This is a genomic window from Mucilaginibacter kameinonensis (genome assembly GCF_003675385.1).
Taxonomy (GTDB): Bacteria; Bacteroidota; Bacteroidia; order Sphingobacteriales; family Sphingobacteriaceae; genus Mucilaginibacter; species Mucilaginibacter kameinonensis.
The window spans coordinates 71,634-90,437 of sequence record NZ_RCWZ01000006.1 but is presented as its reverse complement, the minus strand read 5'-3'; the positions used below and the strand labels follow the sequence as shown (position 1 = coordinate 90,437).

The window sequence follows — 18,804 nt, the reverse complement described above, 5'->3', positions numbered from 1 at the left end:
TTAAACACCTTGAGGCATTTGCTTCATCGTTTCGGCCAGGTCAAGCTCCAGGCCTTTGGCAACGGCCATACCTAAATTGATATCGGCCCTAAACCAGTGACAAAGCTGGCGGTTGATGATCATATCTTTTTTAGGCCCTTCAATACCACTCATTGAGTTTACAATGTTGGCGATCAAATCTTTTTTCTGTTGAGCATCCATCAGGCGGTAAAGATTGCCCGGCTGGGTATAATGATCATTTTCGCCTTCGGCATTACGGTCATACCAGTCGCCTACAGGGCTACCAAAATTCCAGGCCGGTTCCTTGTAGCTCTGATCAATTTCGATATCGTCAAAACTATTAGGGAAATAGTTAGGGTTCGATCCGCCATTACCGTTAACCGCCATCTGGCCGTCGCGCTGGTAATTGCTTACCAGGTAAGGGCATTTGTTAACCGGAATCTGTTCATAATTACCACCTAAGCGATAACGATGAGCGTCAGGGTATGAAAGGATCCGCCCCTGCAGCATTTTATCCGGCGAGTAGCCTACGCCATCAATAACATGCGCCGGTGCAAACGCAGCCTGTTCCACATGGGCAAAATAGTTATCCGGGTTTTCGTTTAATTCCAATACGCCCACGTCAATCAAAGGATAATCTGCGTGTGGCCATACTTTGGTTAAATCAAACGGATTAATGTGGTATGTTTTTGCATCAGCTTCAGGCATCACCTGTATTTTCAGCGTCCATTTCGGGAAGTCGCCATTATCGATAGCTGTTAATAGATCATGCTGTGCAAAATCAGGATTTTTTCCGCGCATTTCACCAGCCTCGGCATCGGTAAAGTTTTTAATGCCCTGCTGGGTTTTAAAGTGAAACTTAACCCAAAATCTCTCATTTTGAGCATTGATGAACGAGAAGGTGTGACTGCCAAACCCATCCATATGACGGTATCCATAAGGCGTACCACGGTCGCTCATCAAAATAGTTACCTGGTGTAAGCTTTCAGGGTTTAACGACCAAAAGTCCCAAACCATAGTGGCGCTTTTGCAATTTGTGTAAGGATCGCGTTTTTGGGTATGGATAAAATCACTGAATTTTTTAGGATCTTTTATGAAGAATACCGGGGTATTGTTACCTACCAGGTCCCAGTTGCCGTCTTCGGTATAAAACTTAATGGCAAAGCCACGTGGGTCACGTTCGGTATCGGCCGAACCTTTTTCGCCACCAACGGTCGAAAAACGCAGAAACAATTTGGTTTGTTTACCTATAGTATTAAATAGTTTAGCACGGGTGTATTTTGAAATATCGTGTGTAACTGTAAAAGTACCATAGGCCCCGGAACCTTTGGCATGAACTACACGCTCAGGAATCCTCTCGCGGTTGAAGTGCGCCATTTTTTCGTGTAGAATGTAATCCTGTAACAGGATAGGTCCGCGGGGACCGGCTGTCATAGAGTTTTCATCTTCCACATAAGGCCTGCCCGATGCTGTAGTTAGTTTCTTTTTGTTTGTTTCCATATTTAGTTGCGTTTGATAGTCCAAACCTCACGAAAATATTTCAATAGAAAAAATCAATAATTATTATCTTTGCATAGCATTTATCTATATTACATGACTATTACACAACTGGAGTATATTGTGGCGGTTGATACCTACCGAAGCTTTGTTTTGGCCGCCGAAAAATGTTTTGTTACCCAGCCAACGCTGAGTATGCAGGTACAAAAACTGGAAGATACACTTGGTGTCAAGATTTTTGACAGGAGCAAACAACCGGTAGTCCCTACTGAAATAGGCATTGAAATCATTAGCCAGGCACGTGTAATGCTGTCTGAAAGCGAAAAGATCAAAGAGATCATTTCCGACAGACAAAAGGAACTTTCAGGAGAATTAAGAGTTGGCATTATTCCTACCGTATCTCCTTATATCTTACCCAAAATCATTCATGGTTTTATCGAAAAATATCCGCAGGTAAAACTGATTGTGTGGGAACAAACTACCGAGGAGATCATTCAACAGTTAAAACTGGGCATGCTGGATTGCGGGATCCTCTCCACGCCGCTGCATGAAAGTAACCTTACAGAGATCCCGGTGTTTTATGAAAACTTTGTAGCCTATGTATCCAAAAACAGTAAGCTCTCTAAAAAGAAAAACATCGTTCCGGATGATATAGATATGGAGGAGATCTGGATTTTGAACGAAGGCCACTGCATGCGCGAACAGGTATTGAACATTTGCCAGCGACGTAAATCAACCCGCGGTTTTCAGCACTTTGAATACAACACCGGCAGCGTTGAAACCCTTAAACGCATGGTAGACCAAAATAATGGGGCCACCATCCTACCCGAACTGGCTCTATCCGAACTGAGCGAAAAGCAACTGGATAAAGTGCGCTATTTTAAATCGCCTGAGCCGGCGCGCGAGGTAAGCATTGTGATACAGCGCAATTTTTTAAAACGCCGCATGATTGAAGCTTTAAAAGCTGAGATATTGGAATTTGTGCCCAAGCGGATGAAGAGCAAAAAGAAAAAGGAAGTGATGGATATTTAGTCCTTTTTTATTCTTTTTATTTCTTTATCAAAATCGCTTTCAAAATTCTGGTCCTGAATAACCCGGAATCTTTCATATTCCTTTTCAGCTAATTTGACGGCGACTTCATGTTTTACCTTACCGGCATCTTTCAATATTTGATACTCATTAAACTGAAGAAAAGCGTCGAGACGGCTTATCCAATCGGTCATTTTCATGGGTATCTGTCTCGAAGCCTGTAATTCGGCAAAATCCAAATACATGGCAACCACCCGCTCCAACTCCTTGATCTCCTTCTCAATCAGATAATTTTTGGCAATACTGATATCTCCTTTTAATACTTTCCCAGCCGGAGCATTTTTCCATGTTTGTAAACCCATATGTGGTTTATCAGCGCTCGCCCTCTCCGCAATAATTTGAGCGGCAGTTTTACCCGATATAGCAAAATGCAATTTATTTTGAACCGTTTTAAAAAAGGCTTGAGTCACCTCTGCATCTTTACTGTAGTCGACACTGCATTGCTCGTAAATATCTGTAATCTTGAGATAAAACCGACGTTCGCTTGCGCGTATCTCCCTGATACGATCAAGAAGTTCATCAAAGTAATCTTTGCCGAAACTTTTTCCTTGCTTTAGGCGATCATCATCCAAAACAAAGCCTTTAACTATGAATTCCCTTAACGTTTTTGTTGCCCAGATCCGAAATTGAGTAGCCTGGAAGCTATTAACGCGGTAGCCAGCAGCAATGATAGCATCTAAGTTGTAGAAATCTGTTTCCCTATTTACATCTCTATTACCTTCTTTTTGAACTACTCGAATTTTTCGAGTAGTTGCCTCAAGTACAAGCTCGCCTGATTTGAAAATTTCTTTCAAATGGTATGTAATAGTATTACTTTCCACACCAAACAATTCCGCCATGCGCTTTTGTGTGAGCCAAAAAGTTTCGTCGTTAAATATAACTTCAACTTTCACGTTACCAGTAGGTGTACTGTAAATTATAATATCATTTCGCTTAGGCGTTTCGTCCATGATTTATGTCAGATAGTAAATCCTCGTTCGCTAAGTTAACAAAGCCAGAATAAAAACATTTAAACATCACACAAATCACTGAATATCAACACATAAAATCACTCTATTTAGATTTATTATAAATAATTTGCATTATAACACTTGCATGACTACTTTTGCGCAATTATTTATATTTAGTCTAAATAACAATGAATCAACCCCTACAAGCTTTCAAAAAGCTATTTCCTCTCACAATTTTAGCGCTATTGCTGCTTATTAATACACTCCCTACTCTGGCGCAGCAAGCAAGGGGTACTCTAAAAGGTAAAGTTATTACCATAAAAAACGACCCGGCCGAAAACGTATCGGTAACACTTAAAGGCACCAAGTTTGGTACTATTACCGACGAAAACGGACTCTTCGAAATCAAAGCTCCTGAAGGGAACTACACGCTGGTCATATCCGAGGTTGGCGCAAAAGGTCAGGAAAAGGCTGTAAGCGTAAAGGCAGGCCAAACAACTAATCTTCAAACCATAACTGTTGATAATACCGTTCATGGTTTACAGGAAGTAAATATCAACGCAAACAAAACCAATAAATTTAAACGCACCCGCAGCGAAGATGTGGCTAAAATGCCATTAGCCAACCTCGAAAACCCGCAGGTTTACAACACAATTAGCAGCCAACTGATCCAGGAACAATTAATTTTTTCTGTTGATGACGCGCTGAGGAATACCCCGGGTTTACAAAAAATGTGGGATGCAACCGGTCGCGGGGGTGATGGTGGTGCTTATTTCAACAGCCGCGGTTTTATTGTGCAAAGCTCTATTCGCAACGGTATTGCCGGTAAGGTTACCAACAGCGTTGATGCAGCAAATATTGAAAGAATTGAAGTGATCAAAGGCCCATCTGGTACTTTGTTTGGCAACGCGCTAACATCATACGGTGGTTTAATCAATCGTGTAACTAAAAAGCCTTATGACACCTTTGGTGGTGAGGTGAGTTTATCAGGCGGCAACTTCGGTTTTTACCGTGGTAGCGCAGATATCAACACTCCTCTTGATAAAGATAAAAAAGTACTATTCCGCTTAAATACCGCGTTTAACCACGACGGTAGTTTTCAGAATAATGGCTTTTCCCGCAATGTGGTTATTGACCCAAGCATCGTTTACAAAGCTAACGACAGGTTAACCATCAGTGCCGATGCGGAACTGTCTTACGGCAAAAACGTAGGCAAAACTATCTACTTTTTCCCTTATGGGTTAACAGTTGAACAAATGGGTTTCAGCAGTCCCGATAAATCAAATATTGATTACAGGCAAAGCTACCACGGTGACGGTCTTACTCAGATATCGCAAAACAAAAACTTCTATGGCGAAGTAAAATACAAGATCTCTGATGCCTGGACCTCACGTACCAACCTGAGCTATACACATAGCTATTCAGATGGCCATGGTCTTTATTATTATCTATTGCCAGGCGATATGATTTCACGAAACGACCAGGCTACCCGCAACAGCAAGGATGACATGTTCGAGGTTCAACAAAACTTTAATGGCGATTTCAAAATAGGCAAGTTCCGTAACAGATTTGTTGGCGGTCTGGATTTCTTCAGGGAAAATTCGCAGCAGTACTTCTACGGCAGTACACTTGATACTGTATCAGTAACCGGCAACCACAACTACAGCAATTTTAACGGTGCCGCGCTGGACGCCATGTATGCAGCAGGTAACATAGGTTTTACCTATCCGGCCATGTATAAACGTAATACTTATAGTGCTTATATTTCAGATGTATTTAACATTACCGATGAGTTAATGGCATCGGCAGGTTTACGTGTAGACAGGTTTGACAATAAAGGTAACTACGACCCGGTTTCACAAAAAACTTCCGGCGCTTATAAACAAACCGCGTTCTCTCCAAAATTTGGCCTGGTTTACCAGCCGGTAAAAGATCACGTATCGTTATTTGCCAACTACCAAAACAGCTTTAACAACCAAACCGGTACTACCGAAAACAACAAACCACTTAAACCTGAGCAGGCCAATCAAATTGAAGGTGGTGTAAAATTAGATCTGTTTGATGGCAAATTAAGCAGTACCGTAAGCTACTATGATATCAAGGTAAAAGATATTGTACGCCCGTCTACCGTAAACCCGGTGCTTTCTGTACAGGATGGTACACAATTCAGCAAAGGCTTTGAAGCCGAAGTAATCGCGAACCCAGTACCAGGATTAAACTTAACCGCTGGCTTTACTTACAATAATTCAAAACTCACCAAAACTGCCGACGCTACGGTTGAAGGTCTGCGGCCTGCAACAGCGGGTTCACCTTACCAGGCCAGCTTCTGGGCAAGCTACAAAATTCAACAAGGCGCAGTTAAAGGTTTAGGCTTTGGTATTGGCGGCAATTATGCCAGCGATAACAAGGTTATCAACAGCCGCACCTTAGGTGTATTTACACTGCCATCATATACTATACTGAATGCATCGGCATTTTACGATACCAACAGGTACAGGTTTGGCGCCAAGTTAGATAACTTTACTAACCAGAAATACTGGATAGGTTATGGCACTGTGAACCCTCAAAAATTAAGAAGCTTTGCACTGAGCGCCACCTATAAATTTTAATGAATGACGCCTTTTAAAAAAGCATTACTATTCATACATCGCTGGCTCGGATTTATCTCCGGGCTTGTGGTGTTTATAGTGAGTATCACCGGCTGTATTTTCTGTTTTCAGGACGAGATCCAGGATGCCATACACAGCTACCGTAAGGTTGAGGTACAAAACAAGCCATACATAGCGCCATCCATCCTTAAAGCGGAGGCGCTGAAAGGCCGCAAAGGCGCTACCGCCAGTTATGTTTATTATTATGGCATCGGGCGCCCGGCAGGAGTCTTGGTAACCGATAAGAAGGACGGTTTACTGTTTGTATACCAGAACCCTTATACAGGTAAGATCATACACACCGAAAGCCCTACTACAAATTTCTTCATCATAGTTGAGTACATCCACTTGTACTTGTTATTACCGGCCAATATTGGCACTTTGGTGGTAGGCATTTCGGTAATTATTTTTGTGGTGCTGATGATCACCGGTATTATACTCTGGTGGCCAAAACGCAAAAGCGATCGCAAACGCAGCTTCACTATTAAATGGGGCGGTCGCTGGAGAAGGGTGAATTATGACCTGCATAATGTTTTAGGCTTTTATGCAACAAGTGTGGCTATCATATTAGCCATAACCGGTCTTTCCATATCATTTGACTGGATGCGCGAAGGGATTTACGCAGCTGCTAATCTGGGCAAAGCACATCCAGAAGAAAAGGCAGTTTTCAAGTCGGATTCGTTACTGAATGGGAAAATAGATACTACCCAGGTTATCAACAAAGCTTACCTGGCAGCTAAAGCAGCTTCACCCAAGGCCGAAATGTTTTTAATTTATGACGATGCGACAAAGGCGGGCGCAGTTGGTGTAACCGCATATGCACAGGCCCTGCACTACTATGAAAGTGACAGCTATTCATTCGACAAATACACCGGAAAGCTGCTGAACCGCACAGCGCACGAGCAAAAAAGTGCCGGCATGAAGATGAATAATATGAACTATGATATTCACGTAGGTCAGATCCTGGGACTTCCGGGTAAAATTATCGCTTTCCTGGCCAGCTTAATTTGTGCCAGCTTGCCCATTACCGGCTTAATTATCTGGTTGGGAAAACGCAAAAAAACCAAATCAAAAAAGGTTAAATCAGTGGTGCATCGCCGCACTGTAAGGCAGCATTTGTCGGCCAAGTAACTACTTTCAAACATTATGTCATTGCGAGGAGGAACGACGAAGCAATCTCGTAGCTGTGCTTATCCATTTTGCATTAGCTACGAGATTGCCACGCTATCGCTCGCAATGACATGTTTTTTTTTAACTCAATCACTACCCCATCGTCCAACGGATGCCCGGTGCAAGTCAGGATCCAGCCTTGGGCAAGATCGGCATCAGTAAGCACATCATTTTTTACCATCTCTACTTTACCGCCGGTGCATTTGACCATACAGGTTGAGCATACCCCACCCCGGCAACTATAAGGTAATGGAATGTTGTTTTGCAGCGCAGCCTGTAATATGGATTGGTTTTCGCCTACCATAATATCATGCAGTTCGCCCCGGTATTTTATTTTAATGTTTTGCGGAGCGAAACTGGTAATACCACTTTTTACAGCAACCGTTTCAAGCACAAAATTTTCCTTGCGAATTTTGGCCTGATCAACCCCCATGTACACCAGATCAAAGCGGATCATGCGCATATACGCAAATGGGCCGCACAGGTAAAATTCGGCATCTGCCAAGTTAAAACGGGCATGTTGTTTAACCAGCTTTTCTACCTTATCGGTATTAAGGCGGTTAGCTTCACTGCTCAACAAGTGAATAATAGTAAGCCTTTCAGGTTGATCAGCCGCCAATTTATTAAGCTCATCCTTAAATAAAACAGATGCAGCATTTTGATTGCTATAGATCAGTACCAACCGGCTTTTGCCTTCCCGGCCAAGGATATATTTCAGCTGAGAAAAAACCGGTGTGATACCACTCCCGGCCGCAAATAAAAATATGTCTTTCTGTTGTTGATAATCGCTAATGGTAAAACGACCCGCCGGCGCAAGGGCTGTCAACTCATCCCCTTCTTTTATTTTAGTAAGCATAAACCTGGAGATTTCTCCATTGGTAATGCGCTTTACAGTTATTGCCAGGTAAGCTTCATCAGGCGATGAACTTAAGGAATACGAACGCCTGATCTCTTGCTGCCTATGGTTAAATATCAGAGTGATAAACTGACCTGCTGTGTACGGGATAGCCTCACCTTTTGTACTGCTCAAGTAAAATGTAGCAGTATCAGGAGTTTCCCATTTTACGCGTTCAACTTTTAGTTTTAAAATGTTTTCAGTCATCAATTAATAGCGCTGGTGTTTATCCTCAAGCATTCTGCGGATAACGCTGTTCTTTTTGCCGTAAGTATAGTATATAACCAAACCAATTGCAAGCCAGATGATCAATCGCAACCAGGTATCGCCCGGTAAAAATGTCATCATGGCAAAGCAAGTCAATATCCCCAATACGGGCACCAATGGAACAAGCGGCGTTTTAAATGGTCGGTGAATATTGGGCTGTTGTTTACGCAAAATAAGAACACCCGCGCAAACCATTACAAAGGCCAGCAGGGTACCAATACTGGTCATTTCGCCAACCACACGTATCGGCACAAAAGCGGCAAACAAGGCTATAAAAGCGCAAAGCATGATATTCGATTTCCAGGGGGTACGAAATTTAGGGTGCACTTCCGAAAATACTTTTGGCAATAATCCATCTTTCGACATAGAGAAAAATACGCGTGATTGTCCCAATAGGTCAACCAGGATCACCGAAGTATAACCTATCAATATAGCCAATACAATAGCCTTGCTTAGCCATTGGTAATGTGTTTTTTCGATGGCGATAGCAACGGGAGCGCCTGAACCTATAAACTCTTTATAATTGGCCATCCCCGTCATGACGTGCGCAAACACGATAAATAATACCGTACAGATCAGTAATGAACCAATGATACCGATAGGCATATTACGCTGAGGGTTCTTAGCTTCCTGCGCCGCGGTTGATACTGCATCGAAACCGATAAATACAAAGAATACCAGTCCTGCCCCTCTCAATATACCCGACCAGCCATAATCGCCCCAAACACCGGTGTTTTGCGGAATGTACGGATGATAGTTTTGCGGATTAATGAACGACCAGCCTACAGCTATAAACACCAGCACCACCCCTACCTTCAGGGTTACAATAATGGCATTAACCAATGCAGAACCTTTGGTGCCGCGAATAATGATACTGGTAACTAAAATTACTATTAAGGCGGCCGGTAAATTAATAATCCCGTTTATAACATCCCCATTAGCAGCCTTGGCCGTTTCAAAAGGCGAAAGTGTAAGTTGTGGCGGCAAATACAGATCAAACCATGATAAAAACTTAGTCAGGTATTGCGACCAGCTAATAGCCACCGTTGCCGCACCCACAGCATATTCAAGCGCAAGGTCCCAGCCAATGATCCAGGCAAAAAGTTCGCCCATGGTGGCGTACGAGTAGGTGTAAGCACTCCCTGCAACAGGTATCATAGCCGAAAACTCGGCATAACAAAGCGCGGCAAATGCACAACCTACAGCGGCTATCAGGAAAGATATAGTTACCGCCGGGCCCGAATGCTGACCAGCTGCTATCCCCGTTAAGGAAAATAAACCTGCCCCTATAATGATGCCTATCCCAATTAAAATCAGGTTAACCGGCCCCAATGAGCGTTTTAATGAATGTTCGCCTTCTTCCTTTGATTCGCGGAGCAGGGTTTCTATGGGCTTTTTGATCATAATATAAAAAAGTCCACAAAGTTAGTAGATTATGGGATTGATAGGGAGATGGGATATAATTAGGAAGTAAAAAATATGCTTCTTCATTCCGTCATTGCGAGGCACGAAGCAATCCCAAATAAGCAGAGCGGCTATGCATGCCTCCCTTTAACATCGGGGATTGCTTCGTGCCTCGCAATGACGGGTGGAGATTAAAACAAAAAAGCGGCAGGACCATCAGATCCTGCCGCTTTAAATTTATGCGCTTAAATAAATTAAGCAGTTGCTTTTGCGTAAAGCTCAGCAACGTGGTTCCAGTTAATAACGTTCCAGATAGCTGCTAAGTAATCCGGACGACGGTTTTGATATTTCAGATAATAAGCGTGCTCCCAAACGTCGATACCTAAGATTGGGGTACCTTTAACCTCAGCGATATCCATTAATGGGTTATCCTGGTTAGGAGTTGAAGTTACAGCTAATTTTTTATCAGCAGTAACAATTAACCAGGCCCAGCCAGAACCGAAACGGGTTGCACCAGCTTCAGATACTTTAGTTTTGAAATCGGCAAATGAACCGAAAGTGCTTTTAATAGCATCAGCCAAAGCACCTGTAGGCTCACCACCACCATTTGGTGATAACAAAGTCCAGAACAAAGTGTGGTTGTAGTGACCACCGCCGTTGTTACGCACAGCAGCAGGGAATTTAGAGATATTTTTGATGATATCGTCGATATTGCTATCGGCTTCCGGTTTACCTTCCAAAGCTTTGTTTAAGTTGGTAACATAAGCCTGGTGATGTTTTCCATGGTGAATTTCCATGGTCAGTTTATCAATGTGCGGTTCCAAAGCATCAGTAGCGTAGGATAACGCCGGTAGTGTAAATGCCATAATTTTAGTTGTTAATTTTAAAGTTTAATGTTTGTTGTGACGTAACAAATATAAGCGTTGACAGAAGTATTTGTTCTAAATAATTGTCATGTTTTGTTTAGTTCATAGTTGATGGTTAATGGTTCATAGCTATTTTCCATTACCATGAACTATGATCCATGAACTATTAACCCTTTTTCCTCTTCCCCTTAAAAAAATCTTTTACGAGCTGGCTGCATTCGGCTTCGCGGATGCCCCCGGTAATTACAGTTTTAGGATGGGTTATTTTTTGATTGATACGACCGAATCCCAATTTGTTATCATACGCCCCAAACACGATCTTGCTTACCTGGAACCAGTATGATGCCCCGGCGCACATAACGCAGGGCTCCATAGTAACGTATAAAGTACAGCCCTGCAGGTATTTTCCACCCATTAAATTAGCAGCGGCGGTAAGCGCCTGCATTTCGGCATGGGCCGATACATCATTAAGGCGCTCGGTAAGGTTGTGTCCGCGACCTATAATCCGGCCATTATAAACAACTATTGCACCGATAGGAATCTCATCTTCCTCAAACGCATAACGGGCTTCCTTTAAAGCCTCGCCCATAAAATATTCGTCGGGCGATATCGAGGCCTCATCCTCAAAACTGATATATCTCATTTAAATAAGTTTGCTGCCGTTTGGCACAGGTTTTTCAACAGCGGTTAATACGATATCACCGTTTTCGTCGGCAAAGCCGGTAACCAAAAACTCCGACATAAAATTGGCGATCTGTTTTTTAGGAAAGTTTGTTACACCTACTATCTGCCTGCCAACAAGTTCCTCTTTGGTGTAATGTTTGGTGATCTGCGCGCTCGACCACCGGATGCCGAACCCGCCAAAATCAACCCTTACCTTAAAGGCCGGTTTTCGAGCCTCAGGGAAATCAATTGCCTCCAATACAGTGCCTACGCGGAGTTCTACTTTTTCAAAATCATGCCAGGTGATGGTTTCCATGCCGGCAAAGGTAAAAAATATGCCTGTAGTTATAAACTACAGGCATAGTAGTCCGTAGACAAAGTTACAATCATATATATGTCATTGCGAGGAGGAACGACGAAGCAATCGCATGCTATACAGAGTGACCATGCTTCCGTGCGGTTGCCACGCTTCGCTCGCAATGACATACTTTATAATTTAAAGACTAATTATTTGTTGTACTTTATCGCATCGGCCCTGATAGTGGCTTTCTCGTTATTCCCATCTACCTGTAAAATGATAATGCCGTCTGCGCCAACTTCACGGGCTTTAATTGACAGGTCGTTTTTGGCTTCTGCTGCATTTGGGGTGTAAGCGATGGCCAGGTGACCTATTACTTTGTAATCCTTCTTCACATCTTTAGCATCGTAAAATACGTCTACTTTTTCCGTTGCCGGATAGGTGTCGCCAAGATAACTGGTTGTAGCGCATGATGCCAGGAAAAGGCTCAGCAGAACGATGAAATGGTTTAGTTTTAAGTTTTTCATATTGGATAAGTGTATATCCGTATGAGCGATAAATAAGCGAGAAGTTTAACGTGCTTCCGGTAACAAATTTGTTAACCGTTTAGAAACCCTTCTTTCTCGTTATCCCAGGCTTTCTGCTTTTACGCTCTGCCGGCTCAGCAACACCCTCGGCACCATAGCTACGGGCCATTTTGGCTATGCGCTCTTCCATGGTTTCGGTAGTGAGTTTTTCGCGGCCAAGGCTATCAACCATAATTGGGAATGCGAAAGGGGTTGGCCGCTCAATAACTTTCAAAATGATATTTTGCGTTTGGATGCGCTGTAAAGCTGCCCTTAACCTGAACTCCTCTAACTGAAAAGCAAGCGCTTCATTGTAGGCCTGACGCACCAGTAGGTTATCAGGTTCATATTCGCTGAAAACCTCAAACAGCAATGAGGTTGATGCCTGCAAATGCTTATTCTTAACCTGCTGACCGGGATAGCCCGTAAATACCAATCCACCAATATGCGCTATATCCCTGAACCGGCGTCGGGCCATCTCATTGGCATTAAGGCTATGTTGAATATCATCAATCAGGTTATCCAACGAAAAAAAGCTCGCATCTTCCAGTGCTTCCTCGATAGGGATATCCTCATCAGCCAGCAATTCAAATCCGTAATCATTCATGGCGATGGAAAAACTGGCAGGCTTTATTTTACTGATGCGATAAGCCAGTAACGATGCCATACCCTCATGAACCAGGCGCCCTTCAAAAGGATAAAAGAGCAAATGGTGCCCCTCTTTTGATTTGAATGACTCTATCAAAAACTCGTGACTTTGAGGCAGGTGCGATAACTTTTGCTGCAACTTAAAAAGCGGTTTTAAAGCTTTAACCTCCACATCGCGCTCAACACCATGAGCAACTTCATCCAGCTTAAGCCTGAACACTGCTGCCAGTTGCGATGATAAAGGCATTCGCCCGCCGTTCCAGCTTGGGATGATACCTTTTGTTGAATTTGATTTTTTAACGTAGGCCGTCATCTCTTTTACCCGCACAAACTCCAGACTTCGTCCGGCGAACCAAAAAGTATTACCTGGCTTTAACTTTGATACAAATGACTCCTCAATAGTACCAAGACTCCCGCCACTAAGCCACTTTACCCGGATGCTTAGTTCACTGGTGATAGTACCGATACTTAAGCGGTGCCGCATGGCCACCCGTCGGCTGTTCACTTTATATACCCCATTTTCAACCTCAACCTTTAAAAATTCATCGTACTGCGCAAGTGTTTTGCCACCGCTGGTGATGAAATCAAGTAACTGCCCAAATTCGTTCCGGCTTAAATCGGCAAAGGCATAGGTGGTTTTAACTTCTTTAAAAAGATCTTCGGCTTTGAAACCGTCCGATACAGCAAGCGTAACCATGTACTGGATCAGCACATCCATGGTAAGCAGCATTGGATCGCGGCTTTCAAAGATCTTTGCCTTGATGGCCTCCTTCAATGCCGCCCCCTCCAATAACTCGAGCGAATGCGTAGGCACAAAATAGGCCAGCGATGTAGCTCCCGGATGGTGACCGCTTCGACCGGCGCGCTGCATAAAACGGGCTACACCTTTAGGACTGCCAACCTGCACCACAGTATCTACAGGACGAAAGTCCACGCCCAAATCCAGACTTGAGGTACATACCACCAGCTTCAATGCCTCGGCATGCAGGGCAGCTTCCACCCAGTTGCGCAGCTCATTATCCAGCGAACCATGGTGCATAGCCATAATACCGGCGTATTCGGGGTAATTATCTAAAATGGCATGGTACCAGATCTCAGACTGTGAACGGGTATTAGTGAAGATCAGTGTGGTTTTACTTTTGGCCACTATCTCCATTACCTCGGGCAGCAGTTTTAAACCGATATGTCCCGCCCACGAATAGTTTTCGATATTTTGAGGAATGATAGACCGGATATCCAGCTTTTTCTCCAGGTTGGCGCGTACCATTTTTACCTGCTCCTGTGGAAAATCATCACCTAATAAAACTTCGGCAGCTTGTTCGAGGTTGCCGATGGTAGCGGAGATGCCCCAGATTTTCAGTGGGCAGTGAGCAGTGGGCAGTTGGCGGTTTTTATTTTCATTCGCATTCCCCCCTGATCCGCCATTGCTTTCTGCAAACTGCAAACTGTCAACTGCAAACCGGTTATCACTGCCAACTGAAGCGAGGTTCTTTAGCCTGGACAACCCCAGCTCCACCTGTACACCCCTCTTAGTCCCCAGCAACTCATGCCATTCATCAATAACTACTACCTGTAGTTGATTAAATAGCTTAGGATATTCTTTTTGAGCCAGCATCAGGTGCAGGCTTTCGGGAGTGGTAAGCAGAACCTCGGGAAGCTTTTTTTTCAAAGCCTGCTTTTCTGCTGCCGGGGTATCCCCTGTGCGGGTAGCAATGCGCCAGGGCAAACCGATCTCATCGCAGGCTTCCTGCATGGCTTTGCGGATATCATTGGTAAGCGCTCGTAAAGGTGTTATCCAAAGCATCAGCAGACCATTGTTTTGTCTGGTTTTATAGGTCTCAGGATTAGCGTTAATAAAACCGGCTAAAAATGGCAGGAATAATGCAAAGGTTTTACCGCTGCCGGTTGGGGCATTCAACAACCCGGAATAGCCTCCGAGATATGCGTCCATCATTTCGGCCTGGAAAGGAAACTGCTCCCAGTTTTTTTCCATGTACCATTGCTGTATAACCTCTTGGCCTTTGCTTGTCATTATCCCTTTAACAAATTTTTTATTGTTTGGTTATAGCCTGAATAACCGAGCCAACAAAATAACCATTAAATTGGTTATAGTCATATGATCAAAAATAGCTTAATAATAGTTTCCACAGCTATTTGCCTTTTAGCTTGCGGAAACAACAAGAATAAACCGGCCACTATAGCCGATACTAATAAAATACCCAAGGATACCGTAGGCCAGCATCTCGGCGATAAAAACGATACTACTTTACATCATACCATGGCATCGGATACAGGCGCATCTAACACTTCTCAGTCTGATTGGCTGATAACACCCGGCAAAAGTATCGGACATATTGTTTTGAATGATGACGTTCAAAACGTGATAAATCAATTAGGGAAGCCCGACAGTTCGGACTCGGCTATGGGCAGCTCATTATTGGTTTGGTTTTCCGGCCATAATCCTTCGGGCAATCGCACCGCGGTTTTCACGCATCATAACATGGGCGGGAAAGACGAGTCGGTAAATCATGTGCAAAAGATTTTGGTGACTTCGACTAAACTTAAAACCGGGGACGGAGTTGGCGTAGGTTCATCCAAACAGGAGATCCAAAAAACTTATACCCTGAAACCAACATCAACCTATAACAAAGCCGGCGGCAAAGTGCAGGTGTATACCGATTTGGCTAAAGGAATATCTTTTGAAATAGATGGCAATGGTAAATGTATTGGCGTGGTAGTGCATAAAGCCAATGATACTGCTGTGGCTTATTTAAATATGCATTGAGATAGCGATTCAATGTAGAGACGCATAATTGCGTCTCCCGCATGCAAATCTCGATAGACAAACACAGCCGCTTGTCCTAAGGGAAGACGCAATTATGCGTCTCTACAACATAACAAAAGAGGCCTGTCCCAATGGGAAAGGCCTCTTTTACCATATTATCTATTACCTTACTTCTTTTCAGGCATTAAGATCAGTTTAATAAGATTTTTGCCGCTCAGGTATTTATTAGCGGCATCTTTTGTTGTTTGCGGGGTTACCTGTTCAAGACTGCTCACATGGGCCAAAATCTGATCCGGGTTTTCGCCATTTTGTGATGTAGCCGCAAGATAGCCTGCCCAGAAAACGTTTTGTTTAAGCTGTTGCTGGGTTGAACGTGCTTCTTCTGCAATAAACTTCTGGATATCTGCAGGCAAAGCACCATTCTGTTTAATCTTACCAATTTCTTCCATAGTAGCGTTGATCAGCTTATCCACATTTTCGGGCGCACAACCAAAAGATATGGTAAAGGTATAACGGCCTCCCGGAATTTTACGGTAGCTTGCCCTTACCCCCGGCGCGTAAACACCGCTTTCCTGCTCACGCAAACGCTCAATCAGTTTAATGTTCAGTACTTCTTCCAGCGCGTCAACCTGGATATTGTTGGCGTCGTTGTAATCATAATCGCCGCTGAATACCAATTGTACCGTGCTTTTATCGCCAACGCCTTTATTTACAGTTTTGGTGATCACACCCGCCGGCGGCTGAATATTCATATTTTTAAAGGTCTCCTTGCTGTTAGTTGAAGGTAAGCCGCCAAGGTAATGTTCAAGGTATGGCTTAACCGTTGCTACATCAAAGTTACCAACCAGTGTAAAGGTAAAACCGCTTGCATCGGCAAAACGCTTTTTATAAAAATCATAAGCCTTATCAAGCGTAGCCGCGTTTAACCGCGGAATAGTAGTAACCATACCTCGGAAGTTGTAATTGCTTAATACAGCCGATACCGTATCCTGGTAAACGCTTCCTGGGTCAAGCCCACGGGTACTCAATATCGACCTGGTTTGATCAATGTTGGCATCCCAGATATCTTTGTCCTTACGTGGCTGGGTAAAGTAAAGGTATATCAACTGCAGGGCGGTTTCAAAATCGGCAGGTGAAGAGCTTCCCGAAATACCCTGGGCAAATTCACTGATATATGGCGAAATGCTCAGGTTTTTACCGGCCAGCTTTTTATCAAGCATACCTTGGTTAAACTGCGCTATACCGCTGCCGCTGATAATAGACGCGGCAAGATTTACCGATGTAAATTCGTCATCGCTGGCTAATGATGTGCCACCAAAAGCATATCCGTTAATCAGGATCTGATCATTACGGTATTCGGTTGGTTTTAAAATTACTTTCAGACCGTTACCCAGGATAAGGGTAGTTGCGCCTATGGCTTCATCCGTGTCCTGTTTGGCAACTTTGCTGCCTTCAGGTATTTTGGCCAGCAAAGGCTCGCTCGATACGTTGTCAATATACGCAGTAACATTCTGACCGCCGGTAGCAATCCAGTTCAGCAATGTTTTATCATCGGGCAGATTGGCTTTCTCTTTGTCCGGCGCTTGTACTATCACTACGCGATTTTGATCGCTGATAAATTTGCCGGCCATGGCGTTCATATCAGATAAACTAACTTTATAGATATTGCCTATGTAGAAATTATACTCATAATCGATACCGGGTATAGCCTCACCGGTTAAAAAGTTGGCCTGGTATTCACGCACAAAATTAACTGACGGCGTTTTATCCCTTTCGCGATAAGCGTTACCTATGCCTACCAGCGCGTCTTGTTTGGCGCGTTCAAGCTCGGTTAGGGTGAAGCCAAATTTGCGGGCCCGTTCTGATTCGGCCACTACGGCTTTAACGGCTTTTTCAAGCTCGCCGGGCTTGGCAACAACCAGTGAAGTATAAGCATCCTGATCGCCTATAAAATTGCCATAGTTGGTACGGCCATATAAAAAAGGCGGATTAGGCTTTTGTAACAACTCATTCAAACGCGCGTTCAGCATCTGGTTAAATAGCTGTACCCTTACCTGCTGCATATAATCGCCGGTAGTTTTGGTAGGCGTACCCGGATGTTTAACAATGATCTGCGCTATGGTATAAGGATTCTCCGGATCGGTTACAATTTTAACCGCAGTACCGGGGGTAGCAGGAACTGAATATTTTGTTCTTGGTTTTTCGGCAGCCGGGTTTTTAAGCTGAGAAAAATTTTGTTTGATGAGTGCCTCAACGCGCTTCGGATCGAAATCGCCAACAGCGATTACAGCCTGCAAATCGGGGCGGTACCAATCCTGGTAAAAAGCTTTGATGGTTTCCGGCTTAAAGTTTTTAAGGATATCTTCTTTACCAATAGGCAAGCGGAGCGCATACCTTGAGTTATTAAGCAATACCGGCAATGTTTGCTGCTGCATACGTTCCTGCGCGTTTTTACCACGAAGACGCTCCTCCTCTAAAACAACACCGCGCTCTTTGTCAATTTCTGCCGGATCAAAGCTCACATAACCTGCCCAGTTAGCCAGTATGTTAAACCCTTTTTCAAACACAGCTACGGTATCTGTTGGTAAAGGCAACTGGAATACAGTTTCGTTAAATGAAGTATAAGCGTTTAAATCGGCACCAAATTTCACGCCTGCTTTTTGCAGGTAGTCAACCATCTGGTTTTTAGGAAAATCGCGTGTGCCATTAAATGCCATGTGCTCGGTAAAGTGTGCTAAACCCTGCTGATCGTCGTTTTCCAAAACAGAACCCGCTTTGTTAACCAGGTAAAGCTCGGCCCGGCTTTTAGGCTCGGCATTAGCGCGGATGTAATAAGTTAAACCATTGGGCAATTTGCCAATGATCACGCTTTGATCAACCGGTAAAACATCGCTTTTTGGGGCAATTGCCGGAGCGCCGGGTTTATTTTTTGGAGATGGAACAGGTTTCTTTTTAACCTGGGCAAAGGCACTGCCTGCCGAAAGAGTTAAAGCCAGCAAAGCCAGCGGAACGTATTTGTTCAGGTTCATTATAAAGTTTGAATAATCAGGGTGCTAAG

General features: G+C 43.8%; 14 protein-coding genes. 4 read left to right on the top strand and 10 right to left on the bottom strand.

Annotated elements, in window-relative coordinates:
- Entirely contained in the window at nucleotides 1-1,500 is a 1,500-nt protein-coding gene (locus EAH55_RS27570; protein ID WP_121812532.1) for a catalase, read from the bottom strand.
- 93 nt (nucleotides 1,501-1,593) lie between these two features.
- On the opposite strand from EAH55_RS27570, the gene EAH55_RS27565 reads away from it, so the two are divergent.
- A complete protein-coding gene (locus EAH55_RS27565; RefSeq protein WP_112568902.1) occupies nucleotides 1,594-2,529 on the top strand; it encodes a hydrogen peroxide-inducible genes activator in 936 nt (311 codons plus the stop codon).
- Here the strand turns inward: EAH55_RS27565 and EAH55_RS27560 are convergent.
- Nucleotides 2,526-3,536, bottom strand: coding sequence for a virulence RhuM family protein (locus EAH55_RS27560; RefSeq protein WP_121812531.1), 1,011 nt, complete (start codon nucleotides 3,534-3,536; stop codon nucleotides 2,526-2,528). The two genes, EAH55_RS27565 and EAH55_RS27560, sit on opposite strands and share 4 nt — an antisense overlap.
- Nucleotides 3,537-3,724: 188 nt before the next feature.
- On the opposite strand from EAH55_RS27560, the gene EAH55_RS27555 reads away from it, so the two are divergent.
- Nucleotides 3,725-6,145 (top strand): TonB-dependent receptor, encoded by a 2,421-nt coding sequence (locus EAH55_RS27555; protein ID WP_121812530.1) that lies wholly within the window; start codon nucleotides 3,725-3,727, stop codon nucleotides 6,143-6,145.
- 3 nt (nucleotides 6,146-6,148) lie between these two features.
- The gene (locus EAH55_RS27550; protein WP_121812529.1) at nucleotides 6,149-7,315 is read left to right on the top strand and encodes a PepSY-associated TM helix domain-containing protein; all 1,167 of its coding nucleotides are present in this window, start codon (nucleotides 6,149-6,151) and stop codon (nucleotides 7,313-7,315) included.
- A 73-nt stretch (nucleotides 7,316-7,388) separates the two neighbouring features.
- On the opposite strand, the gene EAH55_RS27545 is transcribed toward EAH55_RS27550, so the two are convergent.
- The 7 genes from EAH55_RS27545 to EAH55_RS27515 all read right to left on the bottom strand — a co-directional run bounded on the left by EAH55_RS27545 (nucleotide 7,389) and on the right by EAH55_RS27515 (nucleotide 14,954).
- Nucleotides 7,389-8,456, bottom strand: a complete 1,068-nt coding sequence (locus tag EAH55_RS27545; protein ID WP_121812528.1) for a ferredoxin--NADP reductase — start codon at nucleotides 8,454-8,456, stop codon at nucleotides 7,389-7,391.
- Nucleotides 8,457-8,459: 3 nt separating this feature from the next.
- Nucleotides 8,460-9,920 (bottom strand): amino acid permease, encoded by a 1,461-nt coding sequence (locus EAH55_RS27540; RefSeq protein WP_121812527.1) that lies wholly within the window; start codon nucleotides 9,918-9,920, stop codon nucleotides 8,460-8,462.
- Between the two features lie 254 nt (nucleotides 9,921-10,174).
- Nucleotides 10,175-10,786 (bottom strand): superoxide dismutase, encoded by a 612-nt coding sequence (locus EAH55_RS27535; protein WP_091220078.1) that lies wholly within the window; start codon nucleotides 10,784-10,786, stop codon nucleotides 10,175-10,177.
- 166 nt (nucleotides 10,787-10,952) lie between these two features.
- Nucleotides 10,953-11,429 (bottom strand): nucleoside deaminase, encoded by a 477-nt coding sequence (locus EAH55_RS27530; protein ID WP_112568912.1) that lies wholly within the window; start codon nucleotides 11,427-11,429, stop codon nucleotides 10,953-10,955.
- Nucleotides 11,430-11,765, bottom strand: a complete 336-nt coding sequence (locus tag EAH55_RS27525) for a tRNA-binding protein (RefSeq protein ID WP_121812526.1) — start codon at nucleotides 11,763-11,765, stop codon at nucleotides 11,430-11,432. It lies immediately after the preceding gene.
- Nucleotides 11,766-11,956: 191 nt separating this feature from the next.
- Nucleotides 11,957-12,274: a hypothetical protein gene (locus tag EAH55_RS27520; protein ID WP_121812525.1), complete on the bottom strand. Its 318-nt coding sequence runs from the start codon at nucleotides 12,272-12,274 to the stop codon at nucleotides 11,957-11,959.
- A 79-nt stretch (nucleotides 12,275-12,353) separates the two neighbouring features.
- Entirely contained in the window at nucleotides 12,354-14,954 is a 2,601-nt protein-coding gene (locus EAH55_RS27515) for a ligase-associated DNA damage response DEXH box helicase (RefSeq protein WP_244228390.1), read from the bottom strand.
- Nucleotides 14,955-15,077: 123 nt separating this feature from the next.
- Between EAH55_RS27515 and EAH55_RS27510 the strand changes: the two genes are divergently transcribed.
- Nucleotides 15,078-15,746: a hypothetical protein gene (locus EAH55_RS27510; protein WP_121812523.1), complete on the top strand. Its 669-nt coding sequence runs from the start codon at nucleotides 15,078-15,080 to the stop codon at nucleotides 15,744-15,746.
- Nucleotides 15,747-15,913: 167 nt separating this feature from the next.
- Here EAH55_RS27510 and EAH55_RS27505 read toward each other — a convergent pair whose 3' ends face one another.
- A complete protein-coding gene (locus tag EAH55_RS27505) occupies nucleotides 15,914-18,775 on the bottom strand; it encodes a M16 family metallopeptidase (RefSeq protein WP_121812522.1) in 2,862 nt (953 codons plus the stop codon).
- Nucleotides 18,776-18,804: the final 29 nt, after the last annotated feature.